The sequence below is a fragment of the Pseudalkalibacillus hwajinpoensis genome (assembly GCF_039851965.1).
Taxonomy (GTDB): Bacteria; Bacillota; Bacilli; order Bacillales; family Guptibacillaceae; genus Guptibacillus; species Guptibacillus hwajinpoensis_E.
On record NZ_CP156674.1, the window covers coordinates 2,441,132 to 2,460,625 of the forward strand.

At 42.5% G+C, this 19,494-nt stretch carries 23 protein-coding genes and 1 riboswitch; of the genes, 20 read left to right on the plus strand and 3 right to left on the minus strand.

Features of this window, described 5'->3' with window-relative positions:
* Nucleotide 1 precedes the first annotated feature (1 nt).
* The 15 genes from nuoL to ABFG93_RS12915 all read left to right on the plus strand — a co-directional run bounded on the left by nuoL (nt 2) and on the right by ABFG93_RS12915 (nt 15,489).
* The gene (gene nuoL, locus ABFG93_RS12845; protein ID WP_347552837.1) at nt 2-1,828 is read left to right on the plus strand and encodes an NADH-quinone oxidoreductase subunit L; all 1,827 of its coding nucleotides are present in this window, start codon (nt 2-4) and stop codon (nt 1,826-1,828) included.
* Nucleotides 1,825-3,324, plus strand: a complete 1,500-nt coding sequence (locus ABFG93_RS12850; protein WP_347548418.1) for a complex I subunit 4 family protein — start codon at nt 1,825-1,827, stop codon at nt 3,322-3,324. The genes nuoL and ABFG93_RS12850 overlap by 4 nt, the downstream gene beginning before the upstream one ends.
* 3 nt (nt 3,325-3,327) lie before the next feature.
* Nucleotides 3,328-4,857, plus strand: coding sequence for an NADH-quinone oxidoreductase subunit NuoN (gene nuoN / locus ABFG93_RS12855; RefSeq protein ID WP_347548419.1), 1,530 nt, complete (start codon nt 3,328-3,330; stop codon nt 4,855-4,857).
* Between the two features lie 200 nt (nt 4,858-5,057).
* The gene (locus ABFG93_RS12860; RefSeq protein WP_347548420.1) at nt 5,058-5,291 is read left to right on the plus strand and encodes a DUF1146 family protein; all 234 of its coding nucleotides are present in this window, start codon (nt 5,058-5,060) and stop codon (nt 5,289-5,291) included.
* Between the two features lie 168 nt (nt 5,292-5,459).
* Nucleotides 5,460-6,209 (plus strand): YwmB family TATA-box binding protein, encoded by a 750-nt coding sequence (locus ABFG93_RS12865; protein ID WP_347548421.1) that lies wholly within the window; start codon nt 5,460-5,462, stop codon nt 6,207-6,209.
* 29 nt (nt 6,210-6,238) lie between these two features.
* Nucleotides 6,239-7,567 (plus strand): UDP-N-acetylglucosamine 1-carboxyvinyltransferase, encoded by a 1,329-nt coding sequence (gene murA, locus ABFG93_RS12870; RefSeq protein WP_347548422.1) that lies wholly within the window; start codon nt 6,239-6,241, stop codon nt 7,565-7,567.
* A gap of 173 nt (nt 7,568-7,740) precedes the next feature.
* Nucleotides 7,741-8,739 carry a stage II sporulation protein D gene (gene spoIID, locus ABFG93_RS12875; protein WP_347548423.1) on the plus strand — a complete coding sequence of 333 codons (999 nt, stop codon included), beginning with the start codon at nt 7,741-7,743 and terminating at the stop codon, nt 8,737-8,739.
* 242 nt (nt 8,740-8,981) lie between these two features.
* The gene (locus ABFG93_RS12880; RefSeq protein WP_347548424.1) at nt 8,982-9,875 is read left to right on the plus strand and encodes a M23 family metallopeptidase; all 894 of its coding nucleotides are present in this window, start codon (nt 8,982-8,984) and stop codon (nt 9,873-9,875) included.
* Nucleotides 9,876-10,328: 453 nt separating this feature from the next.
* A complete protein-coding gene (locus ABFG93_RS12885) occupies nt 10,329-10,628 on the plus strand; it encodes a DUF4212 domain-containing protein (protein ID WP_347548425.1) in 300 nt (99 codons plus the stop codon).
* Nucleotides 10,629-10,640: 12 nt separating this feature from the next.
* Entirely contained in the window at nt 10,641-12,302 is a 1,662-nt protein-coding gene (locus ABFG93_RS12890) for a sodium:solute symporter family protein (RefSeq protein WP_347548426.1), read from the plus strand.
* Nucleotides 12,303-12,806: 504 nt separating this feature from the next.
* Nucleotides 12,807-13,079, plus strand: coding sequence for a sporulation transcriptional regulator SpoIIID (gene spoIIID / locus ABFG93_RS12895; RefSeq protein WP_048311390.1), 273 nt, complete (start codon nt 12,807-12,809; stop codon nt 13,077-13,079).
* Between the two features lie 138 nt (nt 13,080-13,217).
* Entirely contained in the window at nt 13,218-14,219 is a 1,002-nt protein-coding gene (locus ABFG93_RS12900) for a rod shape-determining protein (protein WP_347548427.1), read from the plus strand.
* Nucleotides 14,220-14,268: 49 nt separating this feature from the next.
* Nucleotides 14,269-14,556 carry a DNA-directed RNA polymerase subunit beta gene (locus tag ABFG93_RS12905; RefSeq protein ID WP_347548428.1) on the plus strand — a complete coding sequence of 96 codons (288 nt, stop codon included), beginning with the start codon at nt 14,269-14,271 and terminating at the stop codon, nt 14,554-14,556.
* An 18-nt stretch (nt 14,557-14,574) separates the two neighbouring features.
* Nucleotides 14,575-14,997 carry a 3-hydroxyacyl-ACP dehydratase FabZ gene (fabZ, locus tag ABFG93_RS12910; RefSeq protein WP_347548429.1) on the plus strand — a complete coding sequence of 141 codons (423 nt, stop codon included), beginning with the start codon at nt 14,575-14,577 and terminating at the stop codon, nt 14,995-14,997.
* A gap of 324 nt (nt 14,998-15,321) precedes the next feature.
* The gene (locus tag ABFG93_RS12915) at nt 15,322-15,489 is read left to right on the plus strand and encodes a hypothetical protein (RefSeq protein WP_347548430.1); all 168 of its coding nucleotides are present in this window, start codon (nt 15,322-15,324) and stop codon (nt 15,487-15,489) included.
* 75 nt (nt 15,490-15,564) lie between these two features.
* On the opposite strand, the gene ABFG93_RS12920 is transcribed toward ABFG93_RS12915, so the two are convergent.
* A complete protein-coding gene (locus ABFG93_RS12920; protein WP_347548431.1) occupies nt 15,565-15,894 on the minus strand; it encodes a helix-turn-helix domain-containing protein in 330 nt (109 codons plus the stop codon).
* A 309-nt stretch (nt 15,895-16,203) separates the two neighbouring features.
* On the opposite strand from ABFG93_RS12920, the gene ABFG93_RS12925 reads away from it, so the two are divergent.
* Together ABFG93_RS12925 and ABFG93_RS12930 are read left to right on the plus strand one after the other, a co-directional pair.
* Nucleotides 16,204-16,326, plus strand: coding sequence for an anti-repressor SinI family protein (locus ABFG93_RS12925; RefSeq protein ID WP_347548432.1), 123 nt, complete (start codon nt 16,204-16,206; stop codon nt 16,324-16,326).
* A 12-nt stretch (nt 16,327-16,338) separates the two neighbouring features.
* Entirely contained in the window at nt 16,339-16,602 is a 264-nt protein-coding gene (locus ABFG93_RS12930; RefSeq protein ID WP_347548433.1) for a hypothetical protein, read from the plus strand.
* A 268-nt stretch (nt 16,603-16,870) separates the two neighbouring features.
* On the opposite strand, the gene ABFG93_RS12935 is transcribed toward ABFG93_RS12930, so the two are convergent.
* Together ABFG93_RS12935 and ABFG93_RS12940 are read right to left on the minus strand one after the other, a co-directional pair.
* Nucleotides 16,871-17,206 (minus strand): helix-turn-helix domain-containing protein, encoded by a 336-nt coding sequence (locus tag ABFG93_RS12935; protein ID WP_347548434.1) that lies wholly within the window; start codon nt 17,204-17,206, stop codon nt 16,871-16,873.
* Nucleotides 17,207-17,326: 120 nt separating this feature from the next.
* Nucleotides 17,327-17,449, minus strand: coding sequence for an anti-repressor SinI family protein (locus ABFG93_RS12940; protein ID WP_347548435.1), 123 nt, complete (start codon nt 17,447-17,449; stop codon nt 17,327-17,329).
* A 22-nt stretch (nt 17,450-17,471) separates the two neighbouring features.
* A riboswitch (cyclic di-GMP riboswitch) is annotated at nt 17,472-17,566 on the minus strand.
* A gap of 205 nt (nt 17,567-17,771) precedes the next feature.
* Between ABFG93_RS12940 and ABFG93_RS12945 the strand changes: the two genes are divergently transcribed.
* The 3 genes from ABFG93_RS12945 (at nt 17,772) to gloA2 (ending at nt 19,425) form a co-directional block, all read left to right on the plus strand.
* Nucleotides 17,772-18,065 (plus strand): hypothetical protein, encoded by a 294-nt coding sequence (locus ABFG93_RS12945; RefSeq protein ID WP_347548436.1) that lies wholly within the window; start codon nt 17,772-17,774, stop codon nt 18,063-18,065.
* Between the two features lie 116 nt (nt 18,066-18,181).
* Entirely contained in the window at nt 18,182-18,949 is a 768-nt protein-coding gene (locus tag ABFG93_RS12950) for an SDR family oxidoreductase (protein ID WP_347548437.1), read from the plus strand.
* 89 nt (nt 18,950-19,038) lie between these two features.
* On the plus strand, nt 19,039-19,425 hold the full coding sequence (gloA2, locus tag ABFG93_RS12955; RefSeq protein ID WP_347548438.1) for an SMU1112c/YaeR family gloxylase I-like metalloprotein: 387 nt from the start codon (nt 19,039-19,041) through the stop codon (nt 19,423-19,425).
* Nucleotides 19,426-19,494: the final 69 nt, after the last annotated feature.

A 19,494-nucleotide genomic window follows, 5' to 3' on the forward strand; every position in this document is an offset into this window, starting at 1 on the left:
CATGTTGCCACTTCTATCGTTTCTCATCATTTTATTCACTAGGCCAATGATCTACAAAAAAGCAGGAACAGTTGGCACGATCCTGACAGGTGCTGCATTCCTTTTATCAATCATGGTCCTGTTCAGTCATCTGAGGAACGGAAACCAGTTAATCGAAGCAAATTGGCTTTCAATCGATACGGTCATGCTAACTGTTGGCCTTGAAGTTAACCCGCTCAATGCCCTCATGCTCGTGATTGTGACGCTCGTCAGCTTTCTCGTACATATGTATTCTATCGGCTATATGGCGAATGATGAGCGCTATGCGACATTCTTCGGGTATCTCGGGCTCTTCACGTTTTCAATGACGGGGCTTGTACTATCGCCAAACCTGCTTCAGCTCTACATTTTTTGGGAGCTAGTAGGCGTTTGTTCCTTTCTCCTTGTTGGCTTTTACTTTTATAAACCTGAAGCGAAAGCCGCTGCGAAAAAAGCGTTTATCGTAACAAGGATTGGAGACATCGGTCTTCTTGCAGCGATCTTTCTTTTGTTCTGGCAAACAGGAAGCCTCGAGCTTGATGAGATTTTCAACTCAGCTCAAAGTGGTGACATCGCCCCTTCCATGATCACGCTGACAGCGATTCTAATCTTTATTGGTGCAGCCGGGAAATCCGGTCAATTCCCACTCCATACCTGGCTTCCTGATGCTATGGAGGGGCCAACACCGGTTTCCGCTCTGATCCATGCAGCGACAATGGTTGCAGCAGGAGTGTACCTTGTGGCCGTGATGTATCCGCTCTTTTCTGTTTCTGAAGCAGCGATGACGACGGTGGCGGTGACGGGCGGTGTAACCGCAATATTCGCTGCCACGATCGCGCTCGTGCAGCAGGATATTAAACGAGTCCTTGCTTATTCGACGATTAGCCAGCTCGGTTATATGATGCTTGCACTAGGCGCAGCGGGATACACGGCAGGCATTTTCCATTTGACAACACATGCCTTTTTTAAAGCGCTACTCTTTTTGGCAGCCGGAAGTGTCATTCATGCTGTTCACGAGCAAAACATTCACAAGATGGGCGGGCTCGGCAAAAAGCTACCGAAAACCGCTGGCCTGTTTTTAATCGGGAGTTTGTCTATCTCAGGCTTTCCGCTTCTATCCGGATTTTTTAGTAAAGATGAAATTCTCGCAGCCACATACGCGGATGGACGCTATATCCTGTTTGCGATTGCTCTTCTGACGGCCTTTCTTACCGCCTTTTATATGTTCCGACTTTATTTCCTTGTTTTCTCTGGCGAGGGGTCACGTGATGCGAAAGAATCACCACGTGTCATGATGATTCCAATGGTGGTTCTCGGCGGCCTTGCTGTCCTCGGAGGATACATCCAGACGCACTGGTTTGGCACCTTTCTTGGTGATTGGCTTGAGACCACACCATATGCAGTCACGTTTATGCACAATGATTCACCTGTGTGGATCCCGGTTATCGCAAGTCTTCTTGCTATAAGCGGCATAGGACTTGCGTGGCTCATGTATGCTAGACAAACGCTCTCTAGAGACTGGCTCCATGCAAAAGGTGTCCACCGGCTTCTTGAAAAGAAGTACTACATCGATGAATTGTATCAGGTTGTTTTTGTTAGAGGAACGCGGGTATTCGGGTATTTTTGGATGTACGTTGACAGGTTTATTATCGAAGGAGGGGCGGCTGCACTGACAGGAATGGTGCAGCGTCTCGGCAAAGCTGGGGTTAACATTCAATCAGGTCAGGTGCAGACGTATGGAACGATTGCGTTCTCTGGGATCGTGATCGTCCTTGTGTTAATCGCAGCCTTAGGGGGTTATTTCCAATGACAGAGTCCTATTTACTGACAATACTCATTTTCTCACCTCTCCTTGGAATTGTCCTACTAAGCGTGATGCCTGCTAATCATCGCTTCGTTAGAATGATTGGGGTACTTGGAACAGCCCTTCCACTTTCGCTGACACTTCTCGTCTTCGGGCTGTTTGATCGGAGTACAGCAGAAGTCCAGTTCGGTGAGTATCATAGCTGGTTCGAACTGATGACGTCGGTTAGCCCGAATGAGCCATATCCGATTACGTATAATCTTGGTGTTACCGGTATTTCTGTTCTGTTTCTCATGCTTGCTGCGCTCATTACTTTTCTTGCTTCATTCGCGGCCCTGCGTATACAGGAAAGCGTGAAGAGCTTCTACATCCTTTTTCTAACGGTGGAGTTTGGAATACTGGGTGTTTTCTCAAGTGAAAACCTGTTCCTCTTTTTCTTGTTTTTTGAAATCACGCTTGTGTCGATGTTTTTTCTTGTTGGAAAGTGGGGAGGGTTTGCTCGGGAAAAGGCTGCTTTTTCCTTTTTGATCTATAACGGACTTGGATCGGTTCTTCTCTTAATTGTGATTATCGTGTTATTTGTTGAAATGAGAACGACGAATATTAGTGAGCTCACAATGCTGCTGCAGGAAACGGACTCACTTGAATTCCTATCCAGAGGCACGAGAATGTGGTTGTTTATTCTTCTGCTTCTCGCCTTTGGCACGAAGCTTCCCATCGTTCCGCTTCATACATGGATGGTACGGGTTCACGTTGAAGCACCAATCGCTGTCGTCATGATTCATGCTGGGGTTCTTCTAAAAATAGGGGCGTATGGATTAATCCGTTTCGGAGCGGGATTCTTCCCAGAGCAGCTACGAGAAATGGCTGTCATCCTTGCAATTCTAGGAGTGATTAATCTCCTTTACGGTGCCTTTATTGCGCTTGTCCAAACAGAGCTCCGTGCAGTACTTGCCTATGCTTCGATCTCGCACATGGGCATTGTCGTCCTTGGCGTTGCGGCATTTAATACAGCTGGACTACAAGGAGCCGTTTTTCAGACTATTTCACACGGATTAATTGCTGCGCTTCTCTTCCTACTAGTTGGTGTCTTAATTGACCGTTTCGGGACGACAAAGCTTGAAGAGTTGGGAGGGATAGCGAGTCAGACACCGTTATTTGGAGGATTTCTGCTTGCAGCAGGTCTAGCTTCTCTCGGGCTTCCTGGAATGAGCGGTTTTATAAGTGAATTTCTGGCGTTCCTTGGGCTTTTTGAAGCGATGCCGGTGATTGGTGGTATCGGTTTACTCGGATTAATCCTGACGGCCGTTTACATGCTGAGAGCGGTGCTCGGGATTACATACGGGAAACGACAGCCTCATTTTGATCAGAAAAGAGACTTAACACCGGTCGAATTAGTCCCAGCAGCCATTCTTCTCAGTATGATTATCTGGATCGGCGTGTACCCTGCATTGCTTTCCAATACACTACAAATCGCTCGTACACTCGGGATAGGGGGTTAAGGTATGAACATGGATACGTTGCTGCAGTATCAATGGGGCAGCATGATGCCGGAATTTACTATTCTCCTAACAGCCATCGCACTATCACTACTTGACCTTTTTATGAAAAGAGAGAGAGACCGTACACTTCTTGCCTGGCTCTCGCTCGCAGGAATTGGTACGGCGATTGTCTGTCTCGTTCTTCAGTTCGATAATGGCGTCGTTTCCATCCTTAATGAAACCTATCGTCTCGACTCGTTCGCAAAAGCGTTCAAATTATTAATGCTAATTGGAACTGGCTTTGTTCTCCTGCTCGGATTACCATCGGCTGATGATCTCGTTGAAGTAAGAGGGGAGTATTATTATCTCCTGTTAACCGCATTACTTGGCGGTATGATGATGGCATCGAGTGCAGATCTGATTACGCTCTTTGTCGGACTTGAGTTGTTAAGTCTTTCTTCTTACATCCTGGTTGGAATTCGAAAAACAAATGCATTTGCGAACGAAGCCGCATTTAAATATGTCGTAAATGGCGGTATTGCTACTGCCATTACACTGTTCGGAATGAGCTACCTGTACGGATTAACTGGTGAGACAAATATTTATGAAATTCAAGGGTTGATGGCAAGTGACGTTGTTACTGAAAACCGCTATCTGGCTGTATTTTCCTTTCTCATGATTTTCTTTGGTCTTGCATTTAAAATAACCGCTGCTCCATTTCATATGTGGGCGCCAGACGTTTATCAGGGTGCTGAAACGCCCATAACCGCGTTTCTCAGTGTTGTATCAAAAATGGCAGGTTTCGCGATTATGCTTCGGATCTTAATGGTGCCATTTGTTTTTGCTCCGGGAACAGGAAAGATCATTACGCCAGAGGGAATTAGTTATGAAACTCTTCTTGTCTCAGTAAGACCGTATCTCGTTCTCGTTGTGGTCCTTACGATTTTGATTGGAAATGTGATTGCGCTAAGGCAGCTAAATGCGAAGCGACTCTTTGCCTACTCAAGCATTGCGCATGCTGGCTACCTTCTTGTTCCATTTGCTGCGCTCTCAGAGCTAGTCTTTGACGCAGTCTGGTTCTATCTCGTCGCCTATTTATTAATGAACCTGGGTGCCTTTGCTGTTATTCATGCGCTTTCTGAAGAAAAGGAAGAGGTTACACTGGCTTCCTTTGCAGGTTTATTTAAACGATCGCCTTATTTGACCATAGCGATGACGATCTATCTTCTTTCACTGGCAGGTATTCCGTTGACTGCGGGGTTTATCGGGAAATTCGAAATCTTCATGAGTGCGCTCGGTACGGAGCCGAAGCGATATATTTTATCGATTGCCATGCTGTTTGGTACGGTTCTTTCCTACATTTATTATTTTGGGTTTTTAGTTCAAATGTATTTCAGGCCATCCGAAAAGAAGTTACCAATCAACACTTCTAATGGTATAACTGCTGTCCTAGCCATTACGGCTGCAGGAACTGTCTTACTTGGTATCTTTCCATCCATTGCGTTAACCTTTATCCATGATCATTTTCAGTTTCTAGAGATTTTTAATCGGTAGAACAGCAGGTAGACCTGCTGTTTTTTGTTTGTTTCGGAGGTGAAATACATATTATGTCTATAAATACTTATTTTTCACAAAAAAACCTTTATTAATAGGGGTAAAGTAGGATATCTATAGTAGATGAAATCTTTTATAATAGGCTTTTAGATGGGAAAATGCTTTTGTCGAAGGGGCATTTGCAGAGGGGAGGTAAAGCGATGACAGAAGCACTAGCGCAGCAATCGATCTTTTCGATTGTGATTAACCTGGTTTTTTTACTTATTACCTGGTGGGCGCTCCAGACTTTTCGGTTCGATATTTTCTTTAAAAAGCCAAACAGTCCACAAGCCAAAGTCCTCATGATCCTGCTGACCCTTAGCATTGGTTCCCTCGCAAGCAATTTCTTCCTTGATTATTACAACTGGTCAATCCGTCTTCAGTATTTTTTTTAGACAAGAAAAGCGCAAGCGGTCGTTTATCTCATTTTGTACACACTACTCAAACATATATACTTCAGAAGTTTCGCACGGAATTTGTCGGGAACTGACTACAACTTCCATGTATGCCGCTTCTCCCTGTGGTCACACTGAAAGATAAGAGACCTGAACGGGGAGAGGGTAATGATGAAGCTTCTAATCGGACTACTATCCATTATGCTTCTGGGAAGTTTTTCAACTGGGACATCTGTCTCATTCGAAGACGATACGGAAGTAAAAGCAGCCGAAATGGCGAACGTTTTACTGACTCACGATTACACAATTGATCGTTGGTCATTTTACACGAGGGAAAAAGTGCGTTTCATGCCGGATTCGTTAGGGTACAAAAGTATTACGTCAACGCTTTCTGAGAGAGCACAGGGCTTTAAATGGGGTGCCCCTACAAAGAGTGACGAAAAATTGAAATTGATTGGGACAAAAGTGGACGCTGAAAAGGGTACAAAAGAAACAGTTACACTCATTTCCTATCCGGAAAACAATCGCATGAGCACTTATCTTATTTATCACATGGAAATTTCCGGGTTTCACCAGGAGGAATGGCGAACAACGTACGAACGTTTTAAGGCGCAAATGACACAATTAGTCACGGAAGAAGCCCCTGTTTTCACTTGTTTTCAGGGCAGCAAAAATGCTACAATGGACATTGTTTTGTATAATGAAGCAGACAAGCTGTTAGGAGCTTTCTCCGCTTCAAAGGTCGAAGAAGTCAATGAAGAGACGTTTGTATCTCTTTCCGCATACCATAAAGAGTGGGAAGCAGATCTTGTAACGAACAACCAGAGAATGAACATACAAATAGCATTACGCAATACAGGAATAGGCGGCGGAATTACCGCTACAATTGGCACACCGATAATTACGACTGAATATTAATATACAAATAGGACGCGGAGGGGAATACGTTGGAAAAAATCATCGTCCGAGGTGGCAGAAGATTGTCTGGCTCTGTCAAGGTAGAAGGAGCTAAGAATGCAGTCTTGCCCGTCATCACAGCATCTATTTTGGCAGGTGAAGGCAAAAGCACTTTAAATGATGTGCCTGCCCTTTCAGATGTACACACGATTAGTGAAGTATTAAGCTATCTGAATGTTGACACGAAAATAGATGGTAATACGATAAAAGTAGACGCAACTAAAACATTGGTAACAGAAGCACCATTTGAAGCAGTTCGTAAAATGCGAGCTTCGTTTCTTGTGATGGGACCTCTTTTGGCCCGCGTGGGTCATGCCCGCATTGCACTTCCCGGCGGCTGTGCGATTGGTTCAAGACCGATCGATCAGCACCTTAAAGGATTTGAAGCGATGGGTGCAGAGGTAACAATCGGTAACGGATTTATTGAAGCTTCTATTAAAGGGAGACTTCAAGGTGCAAAAATTTATCTTGATTTCCCAAGCGTAGGAGCAACAGAAAATATTATGATGGCTGCCGTTCTTGCAGAAGGTACAACAGTGATGGAAAACGTCGCTCAAGAACCTGAGATCGTTTGTCTAGCGAACTACTTGAACGCAATGGGAGCAAAAGTACGTGGCGCTGGAACAGGTACAATTCGTATCGAAGGCGTTGAAAAGCTTGTTGGAGCTGAGCATGCTGTTATTCCTGACCGTATTGAAGCAGGTACATTTATGGTTGCGGCAGCGATCACAGGTGGAAATGTACTTATCGAGAACGCAGTTTCAGAACACCTTCGCCCACTTATTGCGAAGATGGAAGAAATGGGCGTTAAAATTACGGAAGAAGGGCTTGGCCTTCGTGTTGTAGGACCAGAAACACTTAAGCCTGTTGACCTGAAAACAATGCCTCATCCCGGATTCCCGACGGATATGCAATCACAGATGATGGCACTGATGCTTCAAGCGAAGGGTACAAGTGTCATTACAGAAACTGTATTTGAAAATCGTTTCATGCACGTGGAAGAATTCCGCCGCATGAATGGTAATATTAAGATTGAAGGTCGCGCAGCAATCATTGAAGGACCTTCTACACTTCAGGGTGCAGAAGTTTCAGCAACTGATCTACGCGCTGGAGCTGCCCTCATTCTCGCTGGCCTTGTAGCCGATGGCTATACCCGTGTTGATGAGCTTAAGCACCTCGATCGTGGCTATGTAGAATTCGCTGAGAAGCTAGCAAGCCTTGGAGCAGATGTTGAACGCGTTCGTATTGATGAGAACGAGAAAGCTGCTACAGAAGCTTCTGATGAGCAAGCTGTTAATATGAAACCTAAATTTGCATAATGAATGAGAACCGTAGCTGTGGCTGCGGTTTTTTTTATGCTGAAAAGTTCCTATAAAAATAAATGGAAGTATAGCCTTCTTTCCGGCTTATTCTCGTTTCGTCAGTCCTGATTTCTGTTCTAAATGGTTGTCCACCTCCATACGATGATAGGGGTAACAATCTAGAGGGAGGCATGCGAATGAAACAGACTTTTGTCACGCTTGTTCTATTTGCAGCGATCATTGTCCTGCTGCCATCGCTTCTCGTTTTACCCTACGGTTCAAATGAGAGAGCTCCGGCTAGCGAGATAACGAAGGAGAAGGTTTCAGAGAAAGAAACAGTAGCTGTCCCCGTGTATCGATCACAAAAGTCAGAAACGATGAGTGTACCGATTGAGGAATATGTGAAAGGTGTTGTAGCAGCTGAAATGCCGGCGGAATTTAATCTAGAGGCTCTTAAAGCTCAGGCGCTTACGGCGAGAACCTTTGTCGTCGCTAAGCTGACCAATCCACCGGGAGATCTTCCAGGGAGCGCGGTCGTAACAGATACCGTTCAAGATCAGGTGTACAAAGATATGGAGCAACTGAAGAAAGCCTGGGGAGAAGACTTTGAACAAAAATATACTAAAATTGAAGAAGCGGTCAATGAAACAGAAGGTCAAATTTTAACGTACGATGGGAACCCGATTTATGCTTCTTTTTTCTCAACAAGTAATGGTTATACCGAGAATTCAGAGGACTACTGGGAAAATGCCGCCCCTTATTTACGGAGCGTTGAAAGTCCATGGGATCTTAAATCGCCTAAATATGAGGATGCGGTCACCTTCACGGTTAGTGAATTTGAGCAAAAGCTAGGTGTGGCTCTTCCTTCTGATGGATCAATTGGGACGATCAAAACCCTTACAGAAGGGAAACGTGTTGCCGAAGCTACTGTAAATGGTCAACCGTATTCAGGTCGAGAAATTCGTGATCTTCTCGGTTTGCGTTCATCTGATTTTAACTGGGAAAGAAGTGGTAATGAAATTATCGTAACGACGAAAGGTTATGGGCACGGCGTTGGCATGAGTCAGTATGGCGCGAATGGGATGGCTGAGGAAGGGAAACCGTATGAAGATATCGTAAAGCATTATTATCAGGGCGTAACGATTAGCGAAATGGATCGGTATGTTAGTAATTTAACGGCACAGAGATAAGTAATACAGAAAAGGCCGCATACGCGGCTTTTATTGATTAAGTACAATGAAATGGCATTAGGAAAAGGGTTTCAGGGATATGCGGTATTCCCAATATACCTCTATAACGGGGTAGAAATTGAAAAGATAAACCGATTGATGCATAAAATAAATCCCTTTGTCGAAAAATAAATAGATATTTTTTTAACAATGTGTATATAAACCTCGCAACCTGACCACAATGTTGCTGAGGTGATGAACAAATGGGAGATGAAAAACAAAGATCTCATCCTATTGAAAAAAGCGCTTCTAAATGGAAGCAGCTAGCAAGAAAACGCTGGATCTATCCAGCAGTGTACCTTGGTTTCGCAGCAATCGTTCTGGCAGCTGTTCTCTGGATGCAAGGTGGACAGGAAAATGCAGAACCACGTGATTTAAGTGGAATTGATGAAGAAAGAAGTGCCTTTGACGCAAAAGACGAGTCGGTCCCAGTTCTAGGTGATTCAGAAGTCTTTAAAGTTCCTGCATCAGAAGATAGTGGTGTATTTGTGCAAAAACAATTCTACGATACAGCAGCAAGCACAGAAGAACAACAAGCAGCTCTCGTTTTCTATAATAATACCTACTACCAGAATGCAGGAATTGATTACGCTAAAGAAGATGGAGCGAGCTTTGATGTAAAGGCGGCTATGAGTGGTAAAGTTGTAAAAGCAACAGACGATCAGCTACTTGGAAATGTCGTTCATCTTGAACATGAAAATGGCGTTGTCACTGTTTATGAATCTCTTGACGGGCTAGAAGTTGCTGAGGGTGATAAAGTAACCCAGGGCGATAAGCTTGGTACAGCAGGAACAAACACGTTCGATACTGATGCAGGCGTTCACGTACATTTTGAAGTTCGTAAAGACGGAGTCCCTGTTAACCCGCTTGATGTCTTTAACCAGCCTTCATCCGCAGTTGAAGGACCTGAGCAAGAACAAACAGGAGATGCTGTATCAAATCCATCAGCTTCAGAAGGTACTGAGGTAGAAGATAAAGGTACAGAGTCAGAAATAGATGCTGAGGACAAAGCTGAAGAAGATGCCAAGAAAGCTGAAGAAAAATCTGACGATCAAAAATCAGATCAAGAGAAATCAGATTCAAAGGATTCTCAATAAGCCTATCACCCCGAGAAATCGGGGTTTTTTGTTGTTTGGAAAACAAGGATGACACCATTCGACCTTTCCCGGGAAATAGCGAGCTTATTAGGTGACCTCTCAAACGTTGAGCAGTTTTTGTATTTTTAAGGGTAGATCTAATGATAGCTCTTAAATACAGTTACTGGGAAAATAGTCGCATTGACATCTATTTCCTATAGAAAGATAATGAAGAGTATAGAAAATTCAGACTACTTTTCGGAAGGAGGCTCTATCATTTTATACGTATTACTAGCTGTGGCTGTATTAAGTCTAGCAATGACAATTAGAAAACGGAAGCCACTGTATTTACTGTTACCAGTAGGCATAATGGGCGTTTATTTCATAGTGGAAATTGCACGTGTGCCACTTGGTTTTGTAGAAACTGTGGAGCTTATTTTTAATTTAAAATAATAGTAATGAGGAGGTAATGTGATGAGAAAAATCGATAAGAAGAAGGCGGATGCTTACTTTAAATCTCGTGTTCGCTTAATTGCGATCCTGCTCGTAATCTGGTTTGGCGTTTCGTTTGGTGTGGTTTTATTTGCTGAAACGTTAGCGAAGTATACGTTTAATGGATTTCCTCTTCATTATTTTATGGGGGCTCAAGGATCTATTCTCGTTTTTATTCTTTTATTATTTGTTAACGCTTACATAACAGATAGAATTGATCAGAAATACAATTTAGTAGAGAAAAAAGCAAAAGCATCTAAAGGGCAGACCTTACAATCATAAGGGGGGTAAAGGATGGATTCGCAATTTCTAGTATCATTATTACTTATTGTTGCGTCGTTTGGTCTTTATATCGGAATTGCTGTTTATAACCGGGCGAAGCAGACGTCGGAGTTTTTTGTAGCCGGACGCGGAGTGCCGGCAATTTATAATGGGATGGCGATTGGCGCAGACTGGATGAGTGCGGCTTCCTTCATTGGATTAGCTGGAACTGTCATGGTGCTCGGATATGATGGGCTCGCTTATATTATGGGGTGGACAGGCGGATATTTACTGCTTACCTTTTTACTAGCACCACAGCTTCGAAAATATGGCCGTTATACGGTGCCTGAATTCATTGGTGACCGCTTCCAAAGTAAAACAGCCCTCGTCATTGCAGCCATTGCTACCATTATTATCAGTTTTACCTACTCGATCGGGCAACTTGCTGGATCCGGTGTCGTCATCGGGAGATTATTTGAAGTGGATGCTAGAGTTGGTGTTATGATTGGTGTGGTCATTATTGCCATCTATGCCACATTTGGCGGGATGAAAGGGATTACCTGGACACAGGTGGCTCAGTACATTATTCTAATTCTCGCCTACCTGATTCCGGTCATCTTTATGTCTCTTCAAATCACGAATAACCCTATTCCATGGCTTAGCTACGGAAATGTCGTTTCCGAACTAGGGGAACTTGATCGAGAACTCGGGTTATCCGAGTACTTTGCGCCGTTTGAAAACGCATCGAAATGGCAGTTTATGGCCCTGATGTTTAGCTTAATGGCCGGTACAGCAGGTCTCCCCCACGTTATTGTTCGTTTCTATACGGTATCAACGATGAAAGCAGCGAGGTGGAGCGGAGCGTGGGCTCTATTATTTATTGGGCTTCTCTATTTATCAGCCCCTGCGTACGCGGCGTTTTCACGCTTCATTTTGATGAAAGAGGTTGCTGGTAGTCCTATCGAGAGCTTGCCAGCATGGACCGAAAAGTGGGTAAATACCGGCTTGCTCACAATGGCTGATACGAGCGGGGATGGCATTCTTCAATGGCAGGAGATCGCTATCAGTAATGATATAGTGGTAATGGCTACGCCTGAAATAGCTGATCTTGGCATTTTCGTTATCGGCCTCGTAGCGGCAGGAGCAATGGCCGCCGCCTTATCAACAGCTGGAGGACTATTAATTGCAATCTCTTCTTCTTTTTCACATGACATTTACTTCCGAATTATCAATCCAAAGGCAACCGAGCGAAAGCGGATGGCCGTGGCGCGATGGTCCATTTTAATTGCCACAGTTGTTGCAGGACTGGTTGCTCTCAATCCTCCCGGCGTGATCACACAGATTGTCGCATGGGCGTTTGCGCTTGCCTCAGGTACATTCTTCCCAGCACTTATTCTCGGTGTCTGGTGGAAGCGAGCAAACGCACCTGGCGTCATAGCTGGAATGGTAGTCGGCTTACTTGTCACGCTAACTTACATTTTCCTTGCTAAATTTGGCGGTTTCACGATTCTTGGTATTATTGACACGGGGGCTGGTGTATTTGGAGCTTCTGCTGCGATTCTAACGAATATTATTGTCTCACTAAGCACAAAGCCGCCATCTCAAAAGCTACAGGATGAAGTAATGGACCTACGTTATCCTGAACAGCTCACATATAAAGATGGGGAAGTGTGGAAGGATGATCATGTTAGTTAAACCAATCGTTTTATCCCACCCTTAAGGGGCAGTAAACCCCCACCTCATAAAGTTACTTAATCGAGACGTTTAGGTGGGGGTCAACTGCCCCTAAAGGTCCGATTGGTTCAACTAACCATCCGAGGGGGATGAAACAAACCCCCTCGGATGGAAGTTTCACTTTATCCCCCTTAAGAATGGATAAACAATTCCTCTGTGCAGAACGCACGGAGGTTTTTTTGGAAAGGTAAATATACATAAAAGTAATGGAAATAAAAGAAAATTTAAATAAAACCCTTGTCCCTCTTGACTTTTTGGAATATAACCACCTGTTCCCTAATAAAATGTTACAAAACTTAGTAAATGAGGGGCAGAGGTGAGAAGTTGTGGTAAGGCTTCGAAGTATTCTTGCATGCAATACTCCTGACATCATGTAGGTCGACCTGATGACTAGAGCTTCGTAGCATGATCACTTTATCAGTCTCATTTCGCATCTCTCACATCCAATTTAGGGAGGCGAGTGGTGTGCACGATTACATCAAAGAGCGAACCATCAAGATTGGAAATTACATCGTGGAGACGAAGAAAACGGTGAGGGTGATCGCCAAAGAATTTGGAGTGTCAAAGAGCACCGTTCATAAGGATTTAACTGAACGTCTGCCAGAAATCAATCCAGACCTTGCCAATGAGGTGAAGGGCATTCTCGAGTATCATAAATCGATACGCCATCTCCGCGGCGGCGAAGCGACTAGAATAAAATATAGAAAGGATACGGAAAAAGAAGAAGCTGTCAAATAATACCCTGAAAACGACATTTTTTTCTAAATCGTTTCTTCCCTGTTCTACTTTTGTGATACAATATACTAATGGATAGGCTATTTAAACATACTAGGACTGGAACAATAGATGAGTTATAGAACACAGGGAGGATAAGTCATGTTTTCACGTGATATAGGGATTGATTTAGGTACAGCGAATGTACTGATTTATGTGAAGGGCAGAGGCATTGTTCTTGATGAGCCTTCAGTAGTAGCCATTAACACTGAAACTGGAAGAGCACTTGCTGTTGGTGAAGAAGCAAGACAAATGGTCGGCCGGACTCCTGGAAACATCGTTGCCACACGTCCTTTAAAAGACGGCGTTATTGCAGACTTCGATATAACAGAAGTGATGCTTAGACATTTCTTGAACAAAATTAATGTAAAAAGCTTTCTATCAAAGCCGCGTATTCTGATTTGCACACCAACCAATATTACATCAGTAGAGAAAAAGGCAATCAAAGAAGCTGCAGAAAAAAGCGGTGGAAAACAAATTTTTCTTGAAGAAGAACCTAAAGTGGCAGCAATTGGAGCAGGAATGGATATTTTTCAGCCAAGCGGTAATATGGTAGTGGACATTGGCGGTGGAACGACAGATATCGCAGTTCTCTCAATGGGCGATATCGTCACCGCCTCTTCCATTAAAATGGCTGGGGACAAGTTCGATTACGAGATTCTTGATTACATTAAAAAAACGTATAAGCTTTTAATTGGAGAACGAACTGCAGAACAAATCAAGATTAACGTTGCAACGGTATTTCCAGGCGGCCGGAACGAAGAGCTTGATATTCGCGGACGTGACATGGTGTCAGGACTTCCGCGTACCATTACAGTGAAGTCTGATGAAATCCAGCAGGCACTTCAGGAGCCGATCTCGCACATGGTAATGGCAGCGAAGAGCGTACTTGAACGAACGCCTCCTGAACTTTCAGCAGATATCATTGACCGCGGTGTCATTATGACAGGCGGTGGCGCTTTGCTTCATGGTATTGATCAGCTATTTGCTGAAGAGCTGATGGTTCCAGTACTTGTTGCAGAAGAGCCAATGAGCTGTGTTGCAAGAGGGACAGGCCTTATGCTTGAGCATATTGACAAAATTGCTAAGAAGAAGTTTATTTAACTAACGTATACAACAAGAAATGGAAACTATTCGTAAGGGTGTAATCATAATGGCGAACAACCATGAAAAGGTGAACCAGACCTCTGAACGGAGCGAATTTAGTAATGAAGAGGCCAAACAAACGAATAATAAAGTGGAAGAAGTAGAGCGCAGACCAAGAAATCGGTTCATCCCGATCTGGTTGCGCCTACTTCTCGTGGTTCTCTTGCTCGTTGCTTCACTTGTAGCAGGAGCGATGATCGGCTACGGTGTGATTGGTGATGGAAGCCCAGGCGATGTGTTTAAGAAAGAAACCTGGGTAAAAATAACCGATATCGTGAAGAAAGAAAAGAAATAAAGGAAGGGTGACTCATTTATGTTAAATAGTGAAGAAATTAAATCAATTATCCCGCATCGCTACCCTTTTTTACTAGTAGATCGTATTTTAGAAGTGGAAGAAGAAGTCAGAGCGGTCGGTATAAAGAACGTTACAGCAAACGAAGAATTCTTTAATGGTCATTTTCCTGATTATCCGGTAATGCCGGGTGTCCTCATCGTGGAAGCTCTTGCACAAGTAGGGGCTGTCGCAATGTTGAAGAAAGAAGAAAATCAAGGAAAGCTCGCCTTCTTTACCGGAATCGACAAGTGCCGATTCAAAAAACAGGTGAAGCCAGGAGACCAGCTTCGCCTTGAAGTCGAAATTATTCGAATCAAAGGACCAATCGGCAAAGGAAAAGCAACAGCCACAGTCGACGGAGAAATAGCAGCAGAAGCAGAAATTATGTTTGCGCTAAAGTAAAAATAGTTCAACAAACAACTGTTTTGAATTCATTACGCCATTGTTAAGCGCCTTAGTGTTTAACAATGGCTTTTTTGTATTATTTCATTTCATATGCCGACAGTTATTTAACCTTCAGGATCAGCTCCGCAACCCACTAAGTCCTGCTAACAGGTTACTCTCCTAAATGTTCATTTTATGTTGAATTTATTACACAAGTACTTACTATGTAAAACGCTTATAGAGACTATGTAAATTTCAACATTTTCCCTTTTTGACCTGATATGATTTACTCAACCGTTACTTAGCGGTCAAAACTATTGAGTTCAGGGAGGAATTTTGGAAATGAATAACAAGAACTTCATGCTCAAAATTGCAACTTCGTTAGTAGCTGTTATGTTGATCACAGCCTGTAACAATGGTGGTGGAGAAGAAGAAAACAACTCAATGAACAACGGAAGCAACACGGAAGAGCCTGCTACAAACGAAAAATCCGAGAACTCTGCTGAATAAACGATGATCTCCTGTCCTTTCTGGACGGGAGTTTTTAATGCCCAGAAAAATAAATGAAGCAGATCGCGGCCTGCTTCAATCGTTTTTGCTATTCAGCTGCCACTTCTTAAACTCTAAATAATCCGCAAAGTCCTCTTTTGTAATGCCAGACCGCATGGCTTCTTCAATTAATTCTTTCCATTCTGTATCCAGCGCCGGCTCATCATTCTCTTCTTCGAGAATAAAAACTTCCATCGGGACTTTAAGTTCTGCAGCTATTTTCTCAAGGAATTGAATAGATGGGTTAGCCTGTTGATTTCGCTCAATAGAACTAAGATAGGATTTTGCGACCCCGGCCCGCTTTGCTAATTCGGTTAAGGATAAACCCATTCGATTACGATAAAGTTTAATTTTTTCCCCTATCATTCCCATACCTCTACTTTATCATTATTTAATAACTTAATTTTATCAAGAACGCATTGTTCTGTAAACAGAACAATTGTCATGGTTTTTAGATCAATTGTTGGATATAATTACTAAAATTTTTAAAAAAATAAGAGAATGGAAGTAACTAGAAAAGATGAGAAGTTTAATAGGTGTTAAAAGCCTTAAATAAGGAATTTTCAGTCTTTTTAAACTTCCAAAATAAGACTATATTAGATGTGTATTCTAAATAAAGAACAAAACGTTCTTTATTGGTGTCGGTTATTGGAGAATTTAATAAGGGGGATGGGAATGAGGACGCATACTGACGAAAAATTGGATCAGGAGTGGGTAGATCTTATTTCAATTGCAATAAAAATTGGTCTATCGAAGGAAGAAGTAAAGCGATTTCTTGTCAATTCCTCAAAAAAGTAAGGAGGAATGCAGATGATAAAATTGGGTGAAGGGACATTTGTATCTTATATTCTTGGAAAGAGAATTAAAATCATCTCTCTAGATAACGAGATATGCAGGCTTTACATTAATGATGAATACAAGGGGAAATGTGATTTAGCATTTATTCTCACAAAGGTCAACTCTCTTGAGAACAATGAGCAGGACATAAGGGGGTTGATGAAGGATGAGAAAGAGCTCTATGCAGAACTAAATGAGATTATTAGAAGTAAGCAAATTCCTACCCAAATGGAATGAGAATAGGCATACTTTATGAATATAAGACTAAATATGAAACACGACGGAATAAGATTGTGCCCTAATTTGAGTGTAACCCATACCACCCCCACATCATCAGGTATACTTTAGTAATCAAACCGTACATTAAATCCGGCTTTATCCGGGTTCTTTTGGGGTTTTGCTTCTATAATTTATACACTTCATTTAACTTTAAATGGATACTGGCTAGTTATACTTGTGTTTAAACAATAAGAGCCTTCATATATGATGGCTCCTAGTCCGTACATTAGTTATCTGATCCCTGGTTTGCACGCCATTTGTTAAATTCCAGGAATTCTTTGAATTGATCTTTACTTACGCCTGAATTCATCGCTTCTTTCACAAGTCTCTTCCACTCTGAATCTAGCTCATTTTGGTGAATGGGATCATCACCTTGTAAGAGCGTCTCAACTGAAACATCCAGGACATTCGATATTTTATCAAGAAATTGAATAGAGGGGTTAGATTGTATATTTCGTTCAATTGAGCTTAAATACGATTTGGCAACATTTGCGCGTTCTGCTAATTCCGAAAGTGATAGTCCTTTACGTAAACGGTATTTTTTTACTTCTTCACCTATCATGTTTTGTTACCCCTCCTGTACTTCGACAAAATTCTCCGTTGTTATTTATTATAGCAGTGTGCAATTGTTCCGTAAATAGAACGAAAGCGACATTTTATAATGTCGCTTTCGTTTACGTTCCTATGAATACTTCTGTTGTCGAAGAAAGCATTGAATTTCTTCGATTTTTAACCCTAGCTCCTTTGCCTCCTTGATGAGTTCAATCCATTCTTGATCAAGCTTATCCTCCGTATGTACACTCATGTCAACCCTCCTTGTAATGGATCCAGGTAATACAACCATCATAGGAGCTGTTTGCTCGCTCCCTTAGATCTGTTACTTTGCGTCCATATTTTTCAAAAATGGTTTCCTTTTTCTGGAGGATACCTTCTTGTAATGCAACGACTGCATAAATTGATACTATTATCATAGTTCGTTAAACCTAAAAAAGGTGTTGTTTTTTGTAGGGAAAACTCATTTTTATTTGACTTTTTTTGTCAATTATCCGATTTGAATCATTTATTGCTCTTGAATAGTTGCATACGTATTGGAAACAATACGAGTATAACGAACAAGGAGGAAAAGTATGAAAAAATGGCTAATGACTCTATTAACCTTTACTCTTGCGATCGGACTTGCAACAGGATGTTCGAATGCAAATGAAGAAGAAGGACCCGTAGAAGATCCTGAAATGCAAGAAGGTGCGCCAGAAGATGCCGAAAATGTTAACGAAGATGATGGTACAATTGACCAAGAAGACGATGATAATATGAATGAAGATGGAACTAAAGAAGGCGATCAGGATGAAGATGGGAACAAGGATGAAGGAGATATGGATGGTACAGAAGAGCAGCCGAATGACGAAACAGAGGAGCAATAAAGTGAATTTTGTGAATGTGACAAATAAAGACCTCACAGCAGGTCTTTTCTTTTTTTTGGTAAAATTGTCTAACTAGTTAAGTCATCGGGTATAGAAAGAAAAAAGGAGGGTTATCAATGAAAAAAGTGGCCGTTATAACAGGTGGTGGCTCTGGAATCGGAGCAGATACCGCAAAGCGCTTTGCGAAAGAAGGCATTCGCGTCTGTTTGTTTGATTTAAAGGAAAGCCGTGCAGAAAATGTGAAAGATGAGATTATTCGAGAGGGTGGGGATGCGTTTGTACTCGATATCGACGTTTCCGATGAAGAACGCGTTACATATGGACTTGAACAGGTAGTGAAAGAGTGGGGACAGATTGATATCCTCTTTAACAATGCAGGAATTAACGGTACGTTAAATTCAATTGAAGAAATGAAAGCAGAGGAATGGGATGAAACCATTCACACCAATTTGAAGAGTACATTTCTAATGATGAAACACACCATACCTTATATGAAGAAAAACGGTGGAAGTATGATCATTACGAGTTCCATCAACGGAAACCGAACGTTCTCTAATTTTGGAATGTCCGCGTATAGTACGTCAAAAGCAGGTCAGGTTGCGTTCATGAAGATGGCTGCACTTGAGCTTGCACAGTATCACATTCGTGTAAATGCAATTTGCCCTGGAGCGATTGATACAAACATTGAACAAAACACTGATAGAAAGGAAAGCGTTGAAAAAATCGAAATTCCGGTCGAGTATCCAGAGGGAGCCCATCCACTTGAGCAGAAATCAGGTAGTGCTGATCAAGTAGCTGATGTTGTTTATTTTCTTGCCTCCGATGCTTCAAGCCATGTGACAGGCACAGCGATGTACGTGGATGGTGCAGAATCACTTTTATAATCTATGTTAGACAAATCCTCGGGATAACCCGGGGATTTTTGTTGACGATTGTATTGGTCCTCCGTATTGTTAAAAAAGAGGTGATGGAAATGTTTACAAAATTACACCATGTAGCGATTATATGTTCCGATTATAAACGTTCTAAAGCTTTTTATGTTGATATGTTAGAGCTAGCTATTATTGAAGAAACGTATCGGGAAGACCGTCAATCTTATAAACTGGATCTTGCTGTGGGAGAGCACACGCGCATCGAATTGTTTTCCTTCCCAGATGCGCCGGAGAGGCCGAGTTATCCTGAAGCAAGAGGGCTACGCCATCTTGCGTTTGAAGTGGAAGATCTGGACGAAGCTGTTCAATATCTGACTTCAAAAGGAATTCAATCAATGGAAGACATTCGGTATGATGAACTAACGAATAAGCGCTTTACCTTTTTTGCTGACCCGGATGGACTACCGATTGAATTGTATGAAAAGTAGAATAATTTAACAAAAATAAGTTGATTCCTTCCAGAAGATGTGGCAAAATAAGACGTGAAAGCGTTTGCT